We start from the raw sequence: 19,184 nt of genomic DNA on the forward strand, positions 1-19,184 counted from the left end.
TTCATAGGTCGAAATAAACCACATCGCAGTGACCGTAGATGGCTCAATGGCTAGTCGCCTGAACAGATTACCAACAGCCTCCAGATCGATTTTCCGGATGATAAATCCACGCGCATATCTCATGAAGCCGTATATTTGGCGCTCTACATTCAGGGTCGAGGAGCTCTCAAGCGCGAACTGGTGAGCTGCCTGCGCTCAGGACGAGGTTGCGCGTGCCGAAAGTCAGAGCGCGGGCTAAACACGTCAACGAGGACGTTATGATCTCCAGTCGCCCTGCTGAGGTAGAAGATCGGGCTGCACCCGGGCATTGGGAGGGCGACCTGATCATCGGCCTCAAGCGTTCTGCGATTGAAACTCTGATCGAGCGCTCAACTCGATTTACCATGCTTGCCCATCTACCTCACGAAAAACGCGCGAAGAACGGCCCGGCGCTGGCGGGCTACAGGGCTGTTGGTATGGCCAACGCATTGAAGAAGACGGTGGCTGACTTCCCATCGAGCTGTGGCGATCTATTTGGTCGTTTTGCCGCGAGAAATCGTAGGAAGCGAGGTTTGGGTAAACCGGAGACGTTTGACTTCCTGGGCTTCACACACTGTTGTAGTGCCAACAGAAGTGGTGGATTTCAAATACTGCGCCTGACGGTTAAGAAGCGAATGCGTGCGACGCTGCTGGCTATTCGGGATGAGCTGAAACACCGACGTCATGAGCCTGTTCGAGTCGTGGTCAGTGGCTTAACCGAGTGGTCAGTGGGCACTTCAATTACCACGCGGTGCCGGGAAATCTGATACGTCTTGGCGGTCTTCGTTTGGCGGTATGTGTAGGATTTGGAAATTAATGCGACGAATTTTCGTGGGTTTGTCGCGGGTGAATTCGCCAGCTCCCGTTTCTCTATCCCGAAATAATCGCGGCGCCTGCATTCTTTTTTCAATGACTACTGACTTCACAAGGTCCCTGAATTGCTGGATGCTGACTGCAGATCGTACCGTGTGACAGGTGCCGCGATGCTTGCCGAAGTCCTTCAAAAAGATGCTTACCGTTTTTATCGGACTCGATTGGAAACTTTGCTAGGCATCCCCTGCTCAGCCTCTGATCTTGAAATCCATGAGTTAATCGCGCACGGCTTCACGCCTGACACCGTCATGTCGCTCAACAATCACCACTTTCCTCTCTCGTCAGAATGCGATCAGATCGTTTCCAACAAAGCTTTGAAAATTAGAGCGACACAACACCAGCGTTTGACGTTAAAGGAAAGCGACCGGCTCTTCAGGCTTGTGCATGTCACAGCCATGGCGGAGGCAATTTTCGGCGACTCAACAAAAGCCGTGCGATGGCTCTCTAAGCCAAAGAAACGATTTGCTGGTAGGAAACCTTACGAGATGCTTTCCACTACCCCAGGCATTGGGCAGGTGGAACGGTTGCTGATCGGGCTAACAGATCCATTACCTTTTTAATCGTAAGGTGAGCGAATTTTCATGCCTCCCACGGCTGCCGCCTCGCGGCCTGCTGATTCTAATTCGAGCAATAGCGATGAAAGGCAGACGCAAAGTTAGGGCCACTAAGTGGTATCTGAAAGAACAACTGAAGATCCAAGCTAAGTGCCTCTTGGCGAGTCGGTCTCAAAAAACCCAACAACGATTCCTGGAGGCTGCCGCCGCATTGGACATAGACCACCACCAGCAGTCAAAGCGAGCGTGCCTGCGATAACTATGGTCGAAGCATCTGTCGTGATTTCAGGATTCGGGCAAAAGCTTGTGTGGCGTGAGAGAACGCATCGTGACCCAGGTCATCAATGGGGCCGCTCCCTCTTGATTAGTACGTTCTGAACAAGAACCTGCAATCGAAGTGAACTACCATTTTCTTCTGCGGAAACGGCCGTTGTGGCCACGCTGCATCAACCTCTGTCCTTGAAGAAATCATCCTTCGTAATCAAACCGAAATCGTCATCCGGCATTCCGCCATCATCGTCGAAGAGCCCTTGAGTACGCCGCTCTTGCTTGAGGCCGGCAACAGCTTGGAAAAAGCAGCCTTCACACAGGTGTATCTCGCACCGCTCACCGTCATGCTTCGTTCCGTAGCCCCAATGTGCCTGCAACGTTGCAAATTGAAACCCACCGTTGTGTACCTTGGTGGTGAGTCGACAGACATCGCAAACAACGTCTCTGACACCATCAATTTCGACCTTACCGATAACTTTCATCTCCTATCTCCTCACGTCAGCAAGCGTATGAAAGCAGATGAGCCCCGAGTGACCGTATCGCGTGGAGGGGCACGCCGCTACTGATAAACACCCAAGCGAGCGCGCTCCAGGTATTCAACCACAACCTTGAAACCCACCGAGGTATTGAGCATCTCGACAGGAACAATCCCTGACAGATGCTTACATGACCGTCCCAGCCAATTCTCGGCGAGCGTTTGAGAGCCGAAGACCATCACTGCAAGCTCAAGCCCCTGGGCGTATTGGAGCGCTACAGCGCTCTGCTGGGGATTCAATCGGACTTCGTTCTGGAGATTACTCAGCCGTTGGATGGTCCGAGCGGACTTCCCCATGATTCGCTCCAGGAGCTTATGATCTTTGAACAGGCTTGATGAGCGGACCATAGCCTGAACATCACTGAGGGCAAAACCAGCTTGGACAAGGCGCAGGATGTCTAGATGACTCAAGCTTCCTGTCTCAGCACGGGTCAACTGGAACGTCGGCGGTTGAGCTGCGGCCCCTGTTTGAGGTCTCAAGATTGAAGAACTCATTGGACTGACTCCCAATGCTCTGTATGCCAGATTAAATCCGCTTCTCTCTCATTGTAGTGATCAGCCGCTTTGAAATATGAGTTAATTCCACCTCGGCTCGCTGGATCGCTCAAGATCACTACTTCACTCCCAAACATCCGAGCAACTCCGGCAGCACTTGCGCAGCGCTGCCTATCAACATGATCTCCCTATCGTCTCCCAGGCTCACATCCTCAAGGTTTACGTGGATCACAGTGGCTTTCGCTCTGATGGCCATCTCAGGCAGGTCCGCTGCCGGCCTCACTACACCAGATGTCCCTACGGAGATAAGCACGTCGCAGGTCCTGACGAGCCGCACAGCCGACAGCCAAGCATCCTCAGGCAAATTCTCCCTAAACCAGACTACTCCCGGTCGGGCTCGACGATTGCAGCGGCTGCACCTAGGCGGCTCAACCAACTCGCCCTCTTTGGAAATTCCCAACTGTTCCGGATCCAATGCAATCGGACGGTGACATGCAAAGCATTTCACGCTCAGCAGGGTGCCATGCAGATGGACAACTGCATCTACTCCGGCCCGCTCATGCAGATTGTCAATATTCTGGGTGATCACCGATACGTCCCAGCCAGCCTTCGCAAACTTGCTGATTGAGTGATGACCCGCGTTAGGTTGGGCCAGAGTGACTTGGCGCCGACGCCACAGATACCACCCCCATACCAGGGCGGAGTTCTCTCGAAACGCGTCAGCGGTTTCCAGACGCTGTGGGTTAAATGGGTGTCCGGTTTCATTAGACCACTACAGACTCTCAACGTAAAAAAATAGCCCTTCTCGCGAAGGGCTATATAGAGCTTATTGACTTTGCTGCAGGCTATCGGACGGATGGCCCCTTTCGTCAACCACTATACCCCGGTCGTTCATCAGCACCACTCCACTTGGTAGACGGCCCCCATGAATATCCGTTGTAAACGATCCATCGCGTTTGTAATACACCGGGCTGCCGTCAATAGCTCGTACGTGAAGGGATACCTTCGGGGTACCGTTTCGACTCACCACAATGTCTTCGTCATTCACAAACTCGATTTCCAAATCAGGCGCCTCGGCTGAAAGCTTTTGTACCTCACGGGACAGGTAAGAGATCCCCGGAGCCACAAGAATTTCAGGCTGCTCAGCACCCGCCAACGCTTTACCCGTCGTTGGATCCAAAGGCAAGTTCGTACCAGGCTTCACGTACCCAGGCTTCGTCGGCCCCAAAGGCTTCGTCGGATCCAAAGGCACCGGAACCACACCAATAACATCACCACCCGGCGTTTTGACACTGGTGATCTCGCCTCCGTTGGCGTCCACCAGCGTCTCGCTATGCGTCGCAACGTCATGCTTACGGTAGACTCCGTCGTCGACGCCGCCCACCTTAGTCGGGTTTGTAATACCCGCCTCGCGCTGAGCGCTACCCGAACTATCAACAATCACACCCTTAACCGGGGAGTTGCCCGCCATCAGGACCTTCGTCCTCGGATTGAGCGGCGTACCGCTCGCATTCGCAACCAGCTTGCCTGTCAGCAGATCTCGGAACACCTTCTGACCATCGACCGTAAGGTAATGAGGCAACTCTATGTTGCCGCCCATATCCTTACGCGCTTGCTCACGTATTGACTGGTCAGCAAACACCAGCTCGCCGTTAGTCACAGTGCCGTCAAATTCCTTTTCCACGCCCGCTTTCGCAGTCGTCTTATCCTTACCCTCATACGTCTCGCCCTTCACCTTCACCTGCGCGCTAGCCAGGATCTTCCCGTCCTGACCCGCCAGTTTCCCGTTGAGGTCTCGGTAGACTTTCGCCTCATCACCCACCTTACCGACGATCTTGATTTCAGGCTGCTCCGCACCCGCCAACGCTTTACCCGTCGTTGGATCCAAAGGCAAGTTCGTACCAGGCTTCACGTACCCAGGCTTCGTCGGCCCCAAAGGCTTCGTCGGATCCAAAGGCTTCGTCGGATCCAAAGGCACCGGAACCACACCAATAACATCACCACCCGGCGTTTTGACACTGGTGATCTCGCCTCCGTTGGCGTCCACCAGCGTCTCGCTATGCGTCGCAACGTCATGCTTACGGTAGACTCCGTCGTCGACGCCGCCCACCTTAGTCGGGTTTGTAATACCCGCCTCGCGCTGAGCGCTACCCGAACTATCAACAATCACACCCTTAACCGGGGAGTTGCCCGCCATCAGGACCTTCGTCCTCGGATTGAGCGGCGTACCGCTCGCATTCGCAACCAGCTTGCCTGTCAGCAGATCTCGGAACACCTTCTGACCATCGACCGTAAGGTAATGAGGCAACTCTATGTTGCCGCCCATATCCTTACGCGCTTGCTCACGTATTGACTGGTCAGCAAACACCAGCTCGCCGTTAGTCACAGTGCCGTCAAATTCCTTTTCCACGCCCGCTTTCGCAGTCGTCTTATCCTTACCCTCATACGTCTCGCCCTTCACCTTCACCTGCGCGCTAGCCAGGATCTTCCCGTCCTGACCCGCCAGTTTCCCGTTGAGGTCTCGGTAGACTTTCGCCTCATCACCCACCTTACCGACGATCTTGATTTCAGGCTGCTCCGCACCCGCCAACGCTTTACCCGTCGTTGGATCCAAAGGCAAGTTCGTACCAGGCTTCACGTACCCAGGCTTCGTCGGCCCCAAAGGCTTCGTCGGATCCAAAGGCTTCGTCGGATCCAAAGGCACCGGAACCACACCAATAACATCACCACCCGGCGTTTTGACACTGGTGATCTCGCCTCCGTTGGCGTCCACCAGCGTCTCGCTATGCGTCGCAACGTCATGCTTACGGTAGACTCCGTCGTCGACGCCGCCCACCTTAGTCGGGTTTGTAATACCCGCCTCGCGCTGAGCGCTACCCGAACTATCAACAATCACACCCTTAACCGGGGAGTTGCCCGCCATCAGGACCTTCGTCCTCGGATTGAGCGGCGTACCGCTCGCATTCGCAACCAGCTTGCCTGTCAGCAGATCTCGGAACACCTTCTGACCATCGACCGTAAGGTAATGAGGCAACTCTATGTTGCCGCCCATATCCTTACGCGCTTGCTCACGTATTGACTGGTCAGCAAACACCAGCTCGCCGTTAGTCACAGTGCCGTCAAATTCCTTTTCCACGCCCGCTTTCGCAGTCGTCTTATCCTTACCCTCATACGTCTCGCCCTTCACCTTCACCTGCGCGCTAGCCAGGATCTTCCCGTCCTGACCCGCCAGTTTCCCGTTGAGGTCTCGGTAGACTTTCGCCTCATCACCCACCTTACCGACGATCTTGATTTCAGGCTGCTCCGCACCCGCCAACGCTTTACCCGTCGTTGGATCCAAAGGCAAGTTCGTACCAGGCTTCACGTACCCAGGCTTCGTCGGCCCCAAAGGCTTCGTCGGATCCAAAGGCTTCGTCGGATCCAAAGGCACCGGAACCACACCAATAACATCACCACCCGGCGTTTTGACACTGGTGATCTCGCCTCCGTTGGCGTCCACCAGCGTCTCGCTATGCGTCGCAACGTCATGCTTACGGTAGACTCCGTCGTCGACGCCGCCCACCTTAGTCGGGTTTGTAATACCCGCCTCGCGCTGAGCGCTACCCGAACTATCAACAATCACACCCTTAACCGGGGAGTTGCCCGCCATCAGGACCTTCGTCCTCGGATTGAGCGGCGTACCGCTCGCATTCGCAACCAGCTTGCCTGTCAGCAGATCTCGGAACACCTTCTGACCATCGACCGTAAGGTAATGAGGCAACTCTATGTTGCCGCCCATATCCTTACGCGCTTGCTCACGTATTGACTGGTCAGCAAACACCAGCTCGCCGTTAGTCACAGTGCCGTCAAATTCCTTTTCCACGCCCGCTTTCGCAGTCGTCTTATCCTTACCCTCATACGTCTCGCCCTTCACCTTCACCTGCGCGCTAGCCAGGATCTTCCCGTCCTGACCCGCCAGTTTCCCGTTGAGGTCTCGGTAGACTTTCGCCTCATCACCCACCTTACCGACGATCTTGATTTCAGGCTGCTCCGCACCCGCCAACGCTTTACCCGTCGTTGGATCCAAAGGCAAGTTCGTACCAGGCTTCACGTACCCAGGCTTCGTCGGCCCCAAAGGCTTCGTCGGATCCAAAGGCACCGGAACCACACCAATAACATCACCACCCGGCGTTTTGACACTGGTGATCTCGCCTCCGTTGGCGTCCACCAGCGTCTCGCTATGCGTCGCAACGTCATGCTTACGGTAGACTCCGTCGTCGACGCCGCCCACCTTAGTCGGGTTTGTAATACCCGCCTCGCGCTGAGCGCTACCCGAACTATCAACAATCACACCCTTAACCGGGGAGTTGCCCGCCATCAGGACCTTCGTCCTCGGATTGAGCGGCGTACCGCTCGCATTCGCAACCAGCTTGCCTGTCAGCAGATCTCGGAACACCTTCTGACCATCGACCGTAAGGTAATGAGGCAACTCTATGTTGCCGCCCATATCCTTACGCGCTTGCTCACGTATTGACTGGTCAGCAAACACCAGCTCGCCGTTAGTCACAGTGCCGTCAAATTCCTTTTCCACGCCCGCTTTCGCAGTCGTCTTATCCTTACCCTCATACGTCTCGCCCTTCACCTTCACCTGCGCGCTAGCCAGGATCTTCCCGTCCTGACCCGCCAGTTTCCCGTTGAGGTCTCGGTAGACTTTCGCCTCATCACCCACCTTACCGACGATCTTGATTTCAGGCTGCTCCGCACCCGCCAACGCTTTACCCGTCGTTGGATCCAAAGGCAAGTTCGTACCAGGCTTCACGTACCCAGGCTTCGTCGGCCCCAAAGGCTTCGTCGGATCCAAAGGCTTCGTCGGATCCAAAGGCACCGGAACCACACCAATAACATCACCACCCGGCGTTTTGACACTGGTGATCTCGCCTCCGTTGGCGTCCACCAGCGTCTCGCTATGCGTCGCAACGTCATGCTTACGGTAGACTCCGTCGTCGACGCCGCCCACCTTAGTCGGGTTTGTAATACCCGCCTCGCGCTGAGCGCTACCCGAACTATCAACAATCACACCCTTAACCGGGGAGTTGCCCGCCATCAGGACCTTCGTCCTCGGATTGAGCGGCGTACCGCTCGCATTCGCAACCAGCTTGCCTGTCAGCAGATCTCGGAACACCTTCTGACCATCGACCGTAAGGTAATGAGGCAACTCTATGTTGCCGCCCATATCCTTACGCGCTTGCTCACGTATTGACTGGTCAGCAAACACCAGCTCGCCGTTAGTCACAGTGCCGTCAAATTCCTTTTCCACGCCCGCTTTCGCAGTCGTCTTATCCTTACCCTCATACGTCTCGCCCTTCACCTTCACCTGCGCGCTAGCCAGGATCTTCCCGTCCTGACCCGCCAGTTTCCCGTTGAGGTCTCGGTAGACTTTCGCCTCATCACCCACCTTACCGACGATCTTGATTTCAGGCTGCTCCGCACCCGCCAACGCTTTACCCGTCGTTGGATCCAAAGGCAAGTTCGTACCAGGCTTCACGTACCCAGGCTTCGTCGGCCCCAAAGGCTTCGTCGGATCCAAAGGCTTCGTCGGATCCAAAGGCACCGGAACCACACCAATAACATCACCACCCGGCGTTTTGACACTGGTGATCTCGCCTCCGTTGGCGTCCACCAGCGTCTCGCTATGCGTCGCAACGTCATGCTTACGGTAGACTCCGTCGTCGACGCCGCCCACCTTAGTCGGGTTTGTAATACCCGCCTCGCGCTGAGCGCTACCCGAACTATCAACAATCACACCCTTAACCGGGGAGTTGCCCGCCATCAGGACCTTCGTCCTCGGATTGAGCGGCGTACCGCTCGCATTCGCAACCAGCTTGCCTGTCAGCAGATCTCGGAACACCTTCTGACCATCGACCGTAAGGTAATGAGGCAACTCTATGTTGCCGCCCATATCCTTACGCGCTTGCTCACGTATTGACTGGTCAGCAAACACCAGCTCGCCGTTAGTCACAGTGCCGTCAAATTCCTTTTCCACGCCCGCTTTCGCAGTCGTCTTATCCTTACCCTCATACGTCTCGCCCTTCACCTTCACCTGCGCGCTAGCCAGGATCTTCCCGTCCTGACCCGCCAGTTTCCCGTTGAGGTCTCGGTAGACTTTCGCCTCATCACCCACCTTACCGACGATCTTGATTTCAGGCTGCTCCGCACCCGCCAACGCTTTACCCGTCGTTGGATCCAAAGGCAAGTTCGTACCAGGCTTCACGTACCCAGGCTTCGTCGGCCCCAAAGGCTTCGTCGGATCCAAAGGCACCGGAACCACACCAATAACATCACCACCCGGCGTTTTGACACTGGTGATCTCGCCTCCGTTGGCGTCCACCAGCGTCTCGCTATGCGTCGCAACGTCATGCTTACGGTAGACTCCGTCGTCGACGCCGCCCACCTTAGTCGGGTTTGTAATACCCGCCTCGCGCTGAGCGCTACCCGAACTATCAACAATCACACCCTTAACCGGGGAGTTGCCCGCCATCAGGACCTTCGTCCTCGGATTGAGCGGCGTACCGCTCGCATTCGCAACCAGCTTGCCTGTCAGCAGATCTCGGAACACCTTCTGACCATCGACCGTAAGGTAATGAGGCAACTCTATGTTGCCGCCCATATCCTTACGCGCTTGCTCACGTATTGACTGGTCAGCAAACACCAGCTCGCCGTTAGTCACAGTGCCGTCAAATTCCTTTTCCACGCCCGCTTTCGCAGTCGTCTTATCCTTACCCTCATACGTCTCGCCCTTCACCTTCACCTGCGCGCTAGCCAGGATCTTCCCGTCCTGACCCGCCAGTTTCCCGTTGAGGTCTCGGTAGACTTTCGCCTCATCACCCACCTTACCGACGATCTTGATTTCAGGCTGCTCCGCACCCGCCAACGCTTTACCCGTCGTTGGATCCAAAGGCAAGTTCGTACCAGGCTTCACGTACCCAGGCTTCGTCGGCCCCAAAGGCTTCGTCGGATCCAAAGGCTTCGTCGGATCCAAAGGCACCGGAACCACACCAATAACATCACCACCCGGCGTTTTGACACTGGTGATCTCGCCTCCGTTGGCGTCCACCAGCGTCTCGCTATGCGTCGCAACGTCATGCTTACGGTAGACTCCGTCGTCGACGCCGCCCACCTTAGTCGGGTTTGTAATACCCGCCTCGCGCTGAGCGCTACCCGAACTATCAACAATCACACCCTTAACCGGGGAGTTGCCCGCCATCAGGACCTTCGTCCTCGGATTGAGCGGCGTACCGCTCGCATTCGCAACCAGCTTGCCTGTCAGCAGATCTCGGAACACCTTCTGACCATCGACCGTAAGGTAATGAGGCAACTCTATGTTGCCGCCCATATCCTTACGCGCTTGCTCACGTATTGACTGGTCAGCAAACACCAGCTCGCCGTTAGTCACAGTGCCGTCAAATTCCTTTTCCACGCCCGCTTTCGCAGTCGTCTTATCCTTACCCTCATACGTCTCGCCCTTCACCTTCACCTGCGCGCTAGCCAGGATCTTCCCGTCCTGACCCGCCAGTTTCCCGTTGAGGTCTCGGTAGACTTTCGCCTCATCACCCACCTTACCGACGATCTTGATTTCAGGCTGCTCCGCACCCGCCAACGCTTTACCCGTCGTTGGATCCAAAGGCAAGTTCGTACCAGGCTTCACGTACCCAGGCTTCGTCGGCCCCAAAGGCTTCGTCGGATCCAAAGGCTTCGTCGGATCCAAAGGCACCGGAACCACACCAATAACATCACCACCCGGCGTTTTGACACTGGTGATCTCGCCTCCGTTGGCGTCCACCAGCGTCTCGCTATGCGTCGCAACGTCATGCTTACGGTAGACTCCGTCGTCGACGCCGCCCACCTTAGTCGGGTTTGTAATACCCGCCTCGCGCTGAGCGCTACCCGAACTATCAACAATCACACCCTTAACCGGGGAGTTGCCCGCCATCAGGACCTTCGTCCTCGGATTGAGCGGCGTACCGCTCGCATTCGCAACCAGCTTGCCTGTCAGCAGATCTCGGAACACCTTCTGACCATCGACCGTAAGGTAATGAGGCAACTCTATGTTGCCGCCCATATCCTTACGCGCTTGCTCACGTATTGACTGGTCAGCAAACACCAGCTCGCCGTTAGTCACAGTGCCGTCAAATTCCTTTTCCACGCCCGCTTTCGCAGTCGTCTTATCCTTACCCTCATACGTCTCGCCCTTCACCTTCACCTGCGCGCTAGCCAGGATCTTCCCGTCCTGACCCGCCAGTTTCCCGTTGAGGTCTCGGTAGACTTTCGCCTCATCACCCACCTTACCGACGATCTTGATTTCAGGCTGCTCCGCACCCGCCAACGCTTTACCCGTCGTTGGATCCAAAGGCAAGTTCGTACCAGGCTTCACGTACCCAGGCTTCGTCGGCCCCAAAGGCTTCGTCGGATCCAAAGGCTTCGTCGGATCCAAAGGCACCGGAACCACACCAATAACATCACCACCCGGCGTTTTGACACTGGTGATCTCGCCTCCGTTGGCGTCCACCAGCGTCTCGCTATGCGTCGCAACGTCATGCTTACGGTAGACTCCGTCGTCGACGCCGCCCACCTTAGTCGGGTTTGTAATACCCGCCTCGCGCTGAGCGCTACCCGAACTATCAACAATCACACCCTTAACCGGGGAGTTGCCCGCCATCAGGACCTTCGTCCTCGGATTGAGCGGCGTACCGCTCGCATTCGCAACCAGCTTGCCTGTCAGCAGATCTCGGAACACCTTCTGACCATCGACCGTAAGGTAATGAGGCAACTCTATGTTGCCGCCCATATCCTTACGCGCTTGCTCACGTATTGACTGGTCAGCAAACACCAGCTCGCCGTTAGTCACAGTGCCGTCAAATTCCTTTTCCACGCCCGCTTTCGCAGTCGTCTTATCCTTACCCTCATACGTCTCGCCCTTCACCTTCACCTGCGCGCTAGCCAGGATCTTCCCGTCCTGACCCGCCAGTTTCCCGTTGAGGTCTCGGTAGACTTTCGCCTCATCACCCACCTTACCGACGATCTTGATTTCAGGCTGCTCCGCACCCGCCAACGCTTTACCCGTCGTTGGATCCAAAGGCAAGTTCGTACCAGGCTTCACGTACCCAGGCTTCGTCGGCCCCAAAGGCTTCGTCGGATCCAAAGGCACCGGAACCACACCAATAACATCACCACCCGGCGTTTTGACACTGGTGATCTCGCCTCCGTTGGCGTCCACCAGCGTCTCGCTATGCGTCGCAACGTCATGCTTACGGTAGACTCCGTCGTCGACGCCGCCCACCTTAGTCGGGTTTGTAATACCCGCCTCGCGCTGAGCGCTACCCGAACTATCAACAATCACACCCTTAACCGGGGAGTTGCCCGCCATCAGGACCTTCGTCCTCGGATTGAGCGGCGTACCGCTCGCATTCGCAACCAGCTTGCCTGTCAGCAGATCTCGGAACACCTTCTGACCATCGACCGTAAGGTAATGAGGCAACTCTATGTTGCCGCCCATATCCTTACGCGCTTGCTCACGTATTGACTGGTCAGCAAACACCAGCTCGCCGTTAGTCACAGTGCCGTCAAATTCCTTTTCCACGCCCGCTTTCGCAGTCGTCTTATCCTTACCCTCATACGTCTCGCCCTTCACCTTCACCTGCGCGCTAGCCAGGATCTTCCCGTCCTGACCCGCCAGTTTCCCGTTGAGGTCTCGGTAGACTTTCGCCTCATCACCCACCTTACCGACGATCTTGATTTCAGGCTGCTCCGCACCCGCCAACGCTTTACCCGTCGTTGGATCCAAAGGCAAGTTCGTACCAGGCTTCACGTACCCAGGCTTCGTCGGCCCCAAAGGCTTCGTCGGATCCAAAGGCACCGGAACCACACCAATAACATCACCACCCGGCGTTTTGACACTGGTGATCTCGCCTCCGTTGGCGTCCACCAGCGTCTCGCTATGCGTCGCAACGTCATGCTTACGGTAGACTCCGTCGTCGACGCCGCCCACCTTAGTCGGGTTTGTAATACCCGCCTCGCGCTGAGCGCTACCCGAACTATCAACAATCACACCCTTAACCGGGGAGTTGCCCGCCATCAGGACCTTCGTCCTCGGATTGAGCGGCGTACCGCTCGCATTCGCAACCAGCTTGCCTGTCAGCAGATCTCGGAACACCTTCTGACCATCGACCGTAAGGTAATGAGGCAACTCTATGTTGCCGCCCATATCCTTACGCGCTTGCTCACGTATTGACTGGTCAGCAAACACCAGCTCGCCGTTAGTCACAGTGCCGTCAAATTCCTTTTCCACGCCCGCTTTCGCAGTCGTCTTATCCTTACCCTCATACGTCTCGCCCTTCACCTTCACCTGCGCGCTAGCCAGGATCTTCCCGTCCTGACCCGCCAGTTTCCCGTTGAGGTCTCGGTAGACTTTCGCCTCATCACCCACCTTACCGACGATCTTGATTTCAGGCTGCTCCGCACCCGCCAACGCTTTACCCGTCGTTGGATCCAAAGGCAAGTTCGTACCAGGCTTCACGTACCCAGGCTTCGTCGGCCCCAAAGGCTTCGTCGGATCCAAAGGCTTCGTCGGATCCAAAGGCACCGGAACCACACCAATAACATCACCACCCGGCGTTTTGACACTGGTGATCTCGCCTCCGTTGGCGTCCACCAGCGTCTCGCTATGCGTCGCAACGTCATGCTTACGGTAGACTCCGTCGTCGACGCCGCCCACCTTAGTCGGGTTTGTAATACCCGCCTCGCGCTGAGCGCTACCCGAACTATCAACAATCACACCCTTAACCGGGGAGTTGCCCGCCATCAGGACCTTCGTCCTCGGATTGAGCGGCGTACCGCTCGCATTCGCAACCAGCTTGCCTGTCAGCAGATCTCGGAACACCTTCTGACCATCGACCGTAAGGTAATGAGGCAACTCTATGTTGCCGCCCATATCCTTACGCGCTTGCTCACGTATTGACTGGTCAGCAAACACCAGCTCGCCGTTAGTCACAGTGCCGTCAAATTCCTTTTCCACGCCCGCTTTCGCAGTCGTCTTATCCTTACCCTCATACGTCTCGCCCTTCACCTTCACCTGCGCGCTAGCCAGGATCTTCCCGTCCTGACCCGCCAGTTTCCCGTTGAGGTCTCGGTAGACTTTCGCCTCATCACCCACCTTACCGACGATCTTGATTTCAGGCTGCTCCGCACCCGCCAACGCTTTACCCGTCGTTGGATCCAAAGGCAAGTTCGTACCAGGCTTCACGTACCCAGGCTTCGTCGGCCCCAAAGGCTTCGTCGGATCCAAAGGCACCGGAACCACACCAATAACATCACCACCCGGCGTTTTGACACTGGTGATCTCGCCTCCGTTGGCGTCCACCAGCGTCTCGCTATGCGTCGCAACGTCATGCTTACGGTAGACTCCGTCGTCGACGCCGCCCACCTTAGTCGGGTTTGTAATACCCGCCTCGCGCTGAGCGCTACCCGAACTATCAACAATCACACCCTTAACCGGGGAGTTGCCCGCCATCAGGACCTTCGTCCTCGGATTGAGCGGCGTACCGCTCGCATTCGCAACCAGCTTGCCTGTCAGCAGATCTCGGAACACCTTCTGACCATCGACCGTAAGGTAATGAGGCAACTCTATGTTGCCGCCCATATCCTTACGCGCTTGCTCACGTATTGACTGGTCAGCAAACACCAGCTCGCCGTTAGTCACAGTGCCGTCAAATTCCTTTTCCACGCCCGCTTTCGCAGTCGTCTTATCCTTACCCTCATACGTCTCGCCCTTCACCTTCACCTGCGCGCTAGCCAGGATCTTCCCGTCCTGACCCGCCAGTTTCCCGTTGAGGTCTCGGTAGACTTTCGCCTCATCACCCACCTTACCGACGATCTTGATTTCAGGCTGCTCCGCACCCGCCAACGCTTTACCCGTCGTTGGATCCAAAGGCAAGTTCGTACCAGGCTTCACGTACCCAGGCTTCGTCGGCCCCAAAGGCTTCGTCGGATCCAAAGGCTTCGTCGGATCCAAAGGCACCGGAACCACACCAATAACATCACCACCCGGCGTTTTGACACTGGTGATCTCGCCTCCGTTGGCGTCCACCAGCGTCTCGCTATGCGTCGCAACGTCATGCTTACGGTAGACTCCGTCGTCGACGCCGCCCACCTTAGTCGGGTTTGTAATACCCGCCTCGCGCTGAGCGCTACCCGAACTATCAACAATCACACCCTTAACCGGGGAGTTGCCCGCCATCAGGACCTTCGTCCTCGGATTGAGCGGCGTACCGCTCGCATTCGCAACCAGCTTGCCTGTCAGCAGATCTCGGAACACCTTCTGACCATCGACCGTAAGGTAATGAGGCAACTCTATGTTGCCGCCCATATCCTTACGCGCTTGCTCACGTATTGACTGGTCAGCAAACACCAGCTCGCCGTTAGTCACAGTGCCGTCAAATTCCTTTTCCACGCCCGCTTTCGCAGTCGTCTTATCCTTACCCTCATACGTCTCGCCCTTCACCTTCACCTGCGCGCTAGCCAGGATCTTCCCGTCCTGACCCGCCAGTTTCCCGTTGAGGTCTCGGTAGACTTTCGCCTCATCACCCACCTTACCGACGATCTTGATTTCAGGCTGCTCCGCACCCGCCAACGCTTTACCCGTCGTTGGATCCAAAGGCAAGTTCGTACCAGGCTTCACGTACCCAGGCTTCGTCGGCCCCAAAGGCTTCGTCGGATCCAAAGGCACCGGAACCACACCAATAACATCACCACCCGGCGTTTTGACACTGGTGATCTCGCCTCCGTTGGCGTCCACCAGCGTCTCGCTATGCGTCGCAACGTCATGCTTACGGTAGACTCCGTCGTCGACGCCGCCCACCTTAGTCGGGTTTGTAATACCCGCCTCGCGCTGAGCGCTACCCGAACTATCAACAATCACACCCTTAACCGGGGAGTTGCCCGCCATCAGGACCTTCGTCCTCGGATTGAGCGGCGTACCGCTCGCATTCGCAACCAGCTTGCCTGTCAGCAGATCTCGGAACACCTTCTGACCATCGACCGTAAGGTAATGAGGCAACTCTATGTTGCCGCCCATATCCTTACGCGCTTGCTCACGTATTGACTGGTCAGCAAACACCAGCTCGCCGTTAGTCACAGTGCCGTCAAATTCCTTTTCCACGCCCGCTTTCGCAGTCGTCTTATCCTTACCCTCATACGTCTCGCCCTTCACCTTCACCTGCGCGCTAGCCAGGATCTTCCCGTCCTGACCCGCCAGTTTCCCGTTGAGGTCTCGGTAGACTTTCGCCTCATCACCCACCTTACCGACGATCTTGATTTCAGGCTGCTCCGCACCCGCCAACGCTTTACCCGTCGTTGGATCCAAAGGCAAGTTCGTACCAGGCTTCACGTACCCAGGCTTCGTCGGCCCCAAAGGCTTCGTCGGATCCAAAGGCACCGGAACCACACCAATAACATCACCACCCGGCGTTTTGACACTGGTGATCTCGCCTCCGTTGGCGTCCACCAGCGTCTCGCTATGCGTCGCAACGTCATGCTTACGGTAGACTCCGTCGTCGACGCCGCCCACCTTAGTCGGGTTTGTAATACCCGCCTCGCGCTGAGCGCTACCCGAACTATCAACAATCACACCCTTAACCGGGGAGTTGCCCGCCATCAGGACCTTCGTCCTCGGATTGAGCGGCGTACCGCTCGCATTCGCAACCAGCTTGCCTGTCAGCAGATCTCGGAACACCTTCTGACCATCGACCGTAAGGTAATGAGGCAACTCTATGTTGCCGCCCATATCCTTACGCGCTTGCTCACGTATTGACTGGTCAGCAAACACCAGCTCGCCGTTAGTCACAGTGCCGTCAAATTCCTTTTCCACGCCCGCTTTCGCAGTCGTCTTATCCTTACCCTCATACGTCTCGCCCTTCACCTTCACCTGCGCGCTAGCCAGGATCTTCCCGTCCTGACCCGCCAGTTTCCCGTTGAGGTCTCGGTAGACTTTCGCCTCATCACCCACCTTACCGACGATCTTGATTTCAGGCTGCTCCGACTTTAGAAAAGCAACCCTTGCCTTAGCAGCCTCGATCGCAGCCAGTGCTTCAGCGACCGTCTTCGATGGCCGCGCCAACTCAAGCTTAGCCAACTCAGCCCTTACAGCCTCGTCAGCATCACCCGCTTCGCTAAGCAGTTTTTTCGCATCGCGAAGGTCGCGCAAAGGCTGAATAACTTGCATTAATTCTGAAACCGTTAAAATATTGCTAGCATCTGGATCGCGAAGAAGCTCTCTCTCTTTCGGGGCAAGGGCATCTACTGCTGCAAGTACCGCCACCCGAGCCTCCAAATCGTTGTAAGTAGACGGGTTCATATGCAACCTCTCTATCACAGAGGGGGCCATTAAGCGCATTGCGTAGTCGGCGCTGTGTTCAAGAACTCTACGCACGCCGTCGCTAGTCGCCGTCCCCAAATTAGAGCCTCTCGAGTCCAGCACAAGGCGGCCAGCTCCGAATAGGTAACTATTAAAAGATTGAAGATCAAATACGGCATGACCTGTGACTAAATTAACATGGCCGAGCTTGATGCTGCGTCCGCCGCCGACGACACAATAAAAATCGCCGTTTGAGCGCAGAACTAAGTCAGCCTCACTCACAGTGTTGGTACCATGATCGACCGACAGGCCGCCAATTTCGATCTCGGAGGCACTGTAGAACCCCCCCGCACTACGAATCGGATGCTGATATTCCTCCTTCCCTACCACCCCAACATCATGGCCATCAACTTCGTCATAAAGATGCTCAGCTCCATCCAGCTGCCGCCCATCTTCTACGTAGAAATATCCATCCTTACCGAGATACACCTTCAAGCCGTTGGCAGTTTTTAACGGGAGCTCCGTCAACGCGTCAACACCAGACAGGCTAACCTTGCCTGCAACCGCCACCAAAAGCCCCGTATCCAATATCGTCGACTTGAGCGAAATCTCCCCCGCCGGCACAACCAGGCCACCCGACAGCTTCAGCACCTTACTAGCTTCGACATTGATCTGCCCGTGGGACTGGCTATTCGCCGTAATCACACTACGAACAGCTTGAGTCACATGCGCAGTGCCAGCACCACCAATATTGACCTCGGTAGGTGCCACGGTCTTTTCATCACCCACCGCCACATTGCCGTCGATTGCAATCTCCGGCGCGCGAATGCCCACCTTGCCTGCGGCGGCCTGGATATCGCCGACATGGGAGAGGCCACCACCGGAGGTCAATGTCGTTGAACTGCCAACGCCACGACTGTTGTTGGTGATCTTGCCGGAGCTGCTCAACAACGATCGCATCAGCGCGTTGCGCCCGGTCGCGTTCAGTAGAATGGAGCCGTCGCGCATCGATTCGCCAATCACCAGATCGCCCGAGTTGGCCACCAATGCGTCCATTGACTGCTGGTCGACGGTAACGTCAAAGCCGCCCAGATGAATAGTGGAGGCCGCAGCCCCCGCAACCATTGCGATGCCGCGCTCCTTGGCTGCAGGATCGGTGCCGGCGGTGATAACGCCCGCATTGCTCACAACGTTTTCCGCCAGGAGGGCAACAAAGGATTTGGCGGTAATTTGCGCACCGGCGTCCACCTTGACAAATCCGGGAATTGTATTGCCGGTACTGGTGAACTGTAGGTTGTTGCCACCCTGCATAAAGGCTTCGTTGGCGATCCCCAAGGTGGTCGCGGTCAAAGCACCGACGTCCACCGATGCACCTTTACCGAACACCACGCCGTTGGGGTTAACGATAAAGACCCGACCATTGGCGCTCAGGATTCCATCGATAGTGGTCCGCCCTGCACCCACCACCCGATTAAGCGTGGCAGAGTCGGCGCCGGGCTGATTGAACTGCACCTTCTCGCCTTGGCCGATGTTGAAGTTATTCCAGTTGATCGCAGCGCGGTCAGATGTTTGATTAACGGTGGTAGTGCCAGGCGCATTGATCACGGCAGCCTGACCGGCGACCACGCTCCAGCCATCGACAGCCATCGCCGAACCAGCACTCAAAGCCACCACCGAAAGCGATAGCCGAGACAATAGCGCGAGCAGACGGCGCGAAAAAACACGCCATCTCGCAGCACTCCGACAAAAAAAACGAACATAAAGAGAATCCAAAGCCTTGCCCTCACACCACACACGAAATAACTCGATCTCGATAAAGACTGGCAATAAAATCCTCGGACTGCAGCGGGAAACCTCCCGGGGAGTGAGGGGAAATTTCTGCGGGCGCATCGGACATTGCGGCGGCAGCATAGCCACCCACCAAAAAACGTCAAACTCACCTAAAGATTCTTGCAAAACGAACTTTACCCCCTATATTAAAATTAAAAAGACGATCCAAACTGATACCACAAAGCCGATTGGCCGAAGGGGGAGGAGGAATCTAGCGCACCAA

4 protein-coding genes and 2 pseudogenes are annotated in these 19,184 nt (G+C 56.2%); 2 read left to right on the forward strand and 4 right to left on the reverse strand.

Annotated features, from left to right (window positions below; translation table 11 throughout):
• Positions 1 to 6: 6 nt before the first annotated feature.
• Both ACVWZP_RS05370 and ACVWZP_RS05375 read left to right on the forward strand, forming a co-directional pair.
• Positions 7 to 494: pseudogene (locus tag ACVWZP_RS05370) on the forward strand (IS30 family transposase); the annotation flags it as partial.
• A 507-nt stretch (positions 495 to 1,001) separates the two neighbouring features.
• Complete coding sequence (locus ACVWZP_RS05375) at positions 1,002 to 1,451, forward strand: antitoxin Xre/MbcA/ParS toxin-binding domain-containing protein (protein WP_457369484.1); 450 nt, start codon at positions 1,002 to 1,004, stop codon at positions 1,449 to 1,451.
• Between the two features lie 440 nt (positions 1,452 to 1,891).
• On the opposite strand, the gene ACVWZP_RS05380 is transcribed toward ACVWZP_RS05375, so the two are convergent.
• The 4 genes and pseudogenes from ACVWZP_RS05380 to ACVWZP_RS05395 all read right to left on the reverse strand — a co-directional run bounded on the left by ACVWZP_RS05380 (position 1,892) and on the right by ACVWZP_RS05395 (position 19,042).
• Positions 1,892 to 2,197, reverse strand: coding sequence for a hypothetical protein (locus ACVWZP_RS05380; RefSeq protein ID WP_457369485.1), 306 nt, complete (start codon positions 2,195 to 2,197; stop codon positions 1,892 to 1,894).
• Between the two features lie 77 nt (positions 2,198 to 2,274).
• Positions 2,275 to 2,745 carry an antitoxin Xre/MbcA/ParS toxin-binding domain-containing protein gene (locus ACVWZP_RS05385; RefSeq protein WP_457369486.1) on the reverse strand — a complete coding sequence of 157 codons (471 nt, stop codon included), beginning with the start codon at positions 2,743 to 2,745 and terminating at the stop codon, positions 2,275 to 2,277.
• 118 nt (positions 2,746 to 2,863) lie between these two features.
• Positions 2,864 to 3,487 (reverse strand): annotated as a pseudogene (locus tag ACVWZP_RS05390) (SIR2 family NAD-dependent protein deacylase); the annotation flags it as partial.
• 84 nt (positions 3,488 to 3,571) lie between these two features.
• On the reverse strand, positions 3,572 to 19,042 hold the full coding sequence (locus ACVWZP_RS05395; RefSeq protein WP_457369487.1) for a two-partner secretion domain-containing protein: 15,471 nt from the start codon (positions 19,040 to 19,042) through the stop codon (positions 3,572 to 3,574).
• Positions 19,043 to 19,184 lie beyond the last annotated feature (142 nt).

This window comes from Pseudomonas sp. TE36184 (assembly GCF_054060055.1).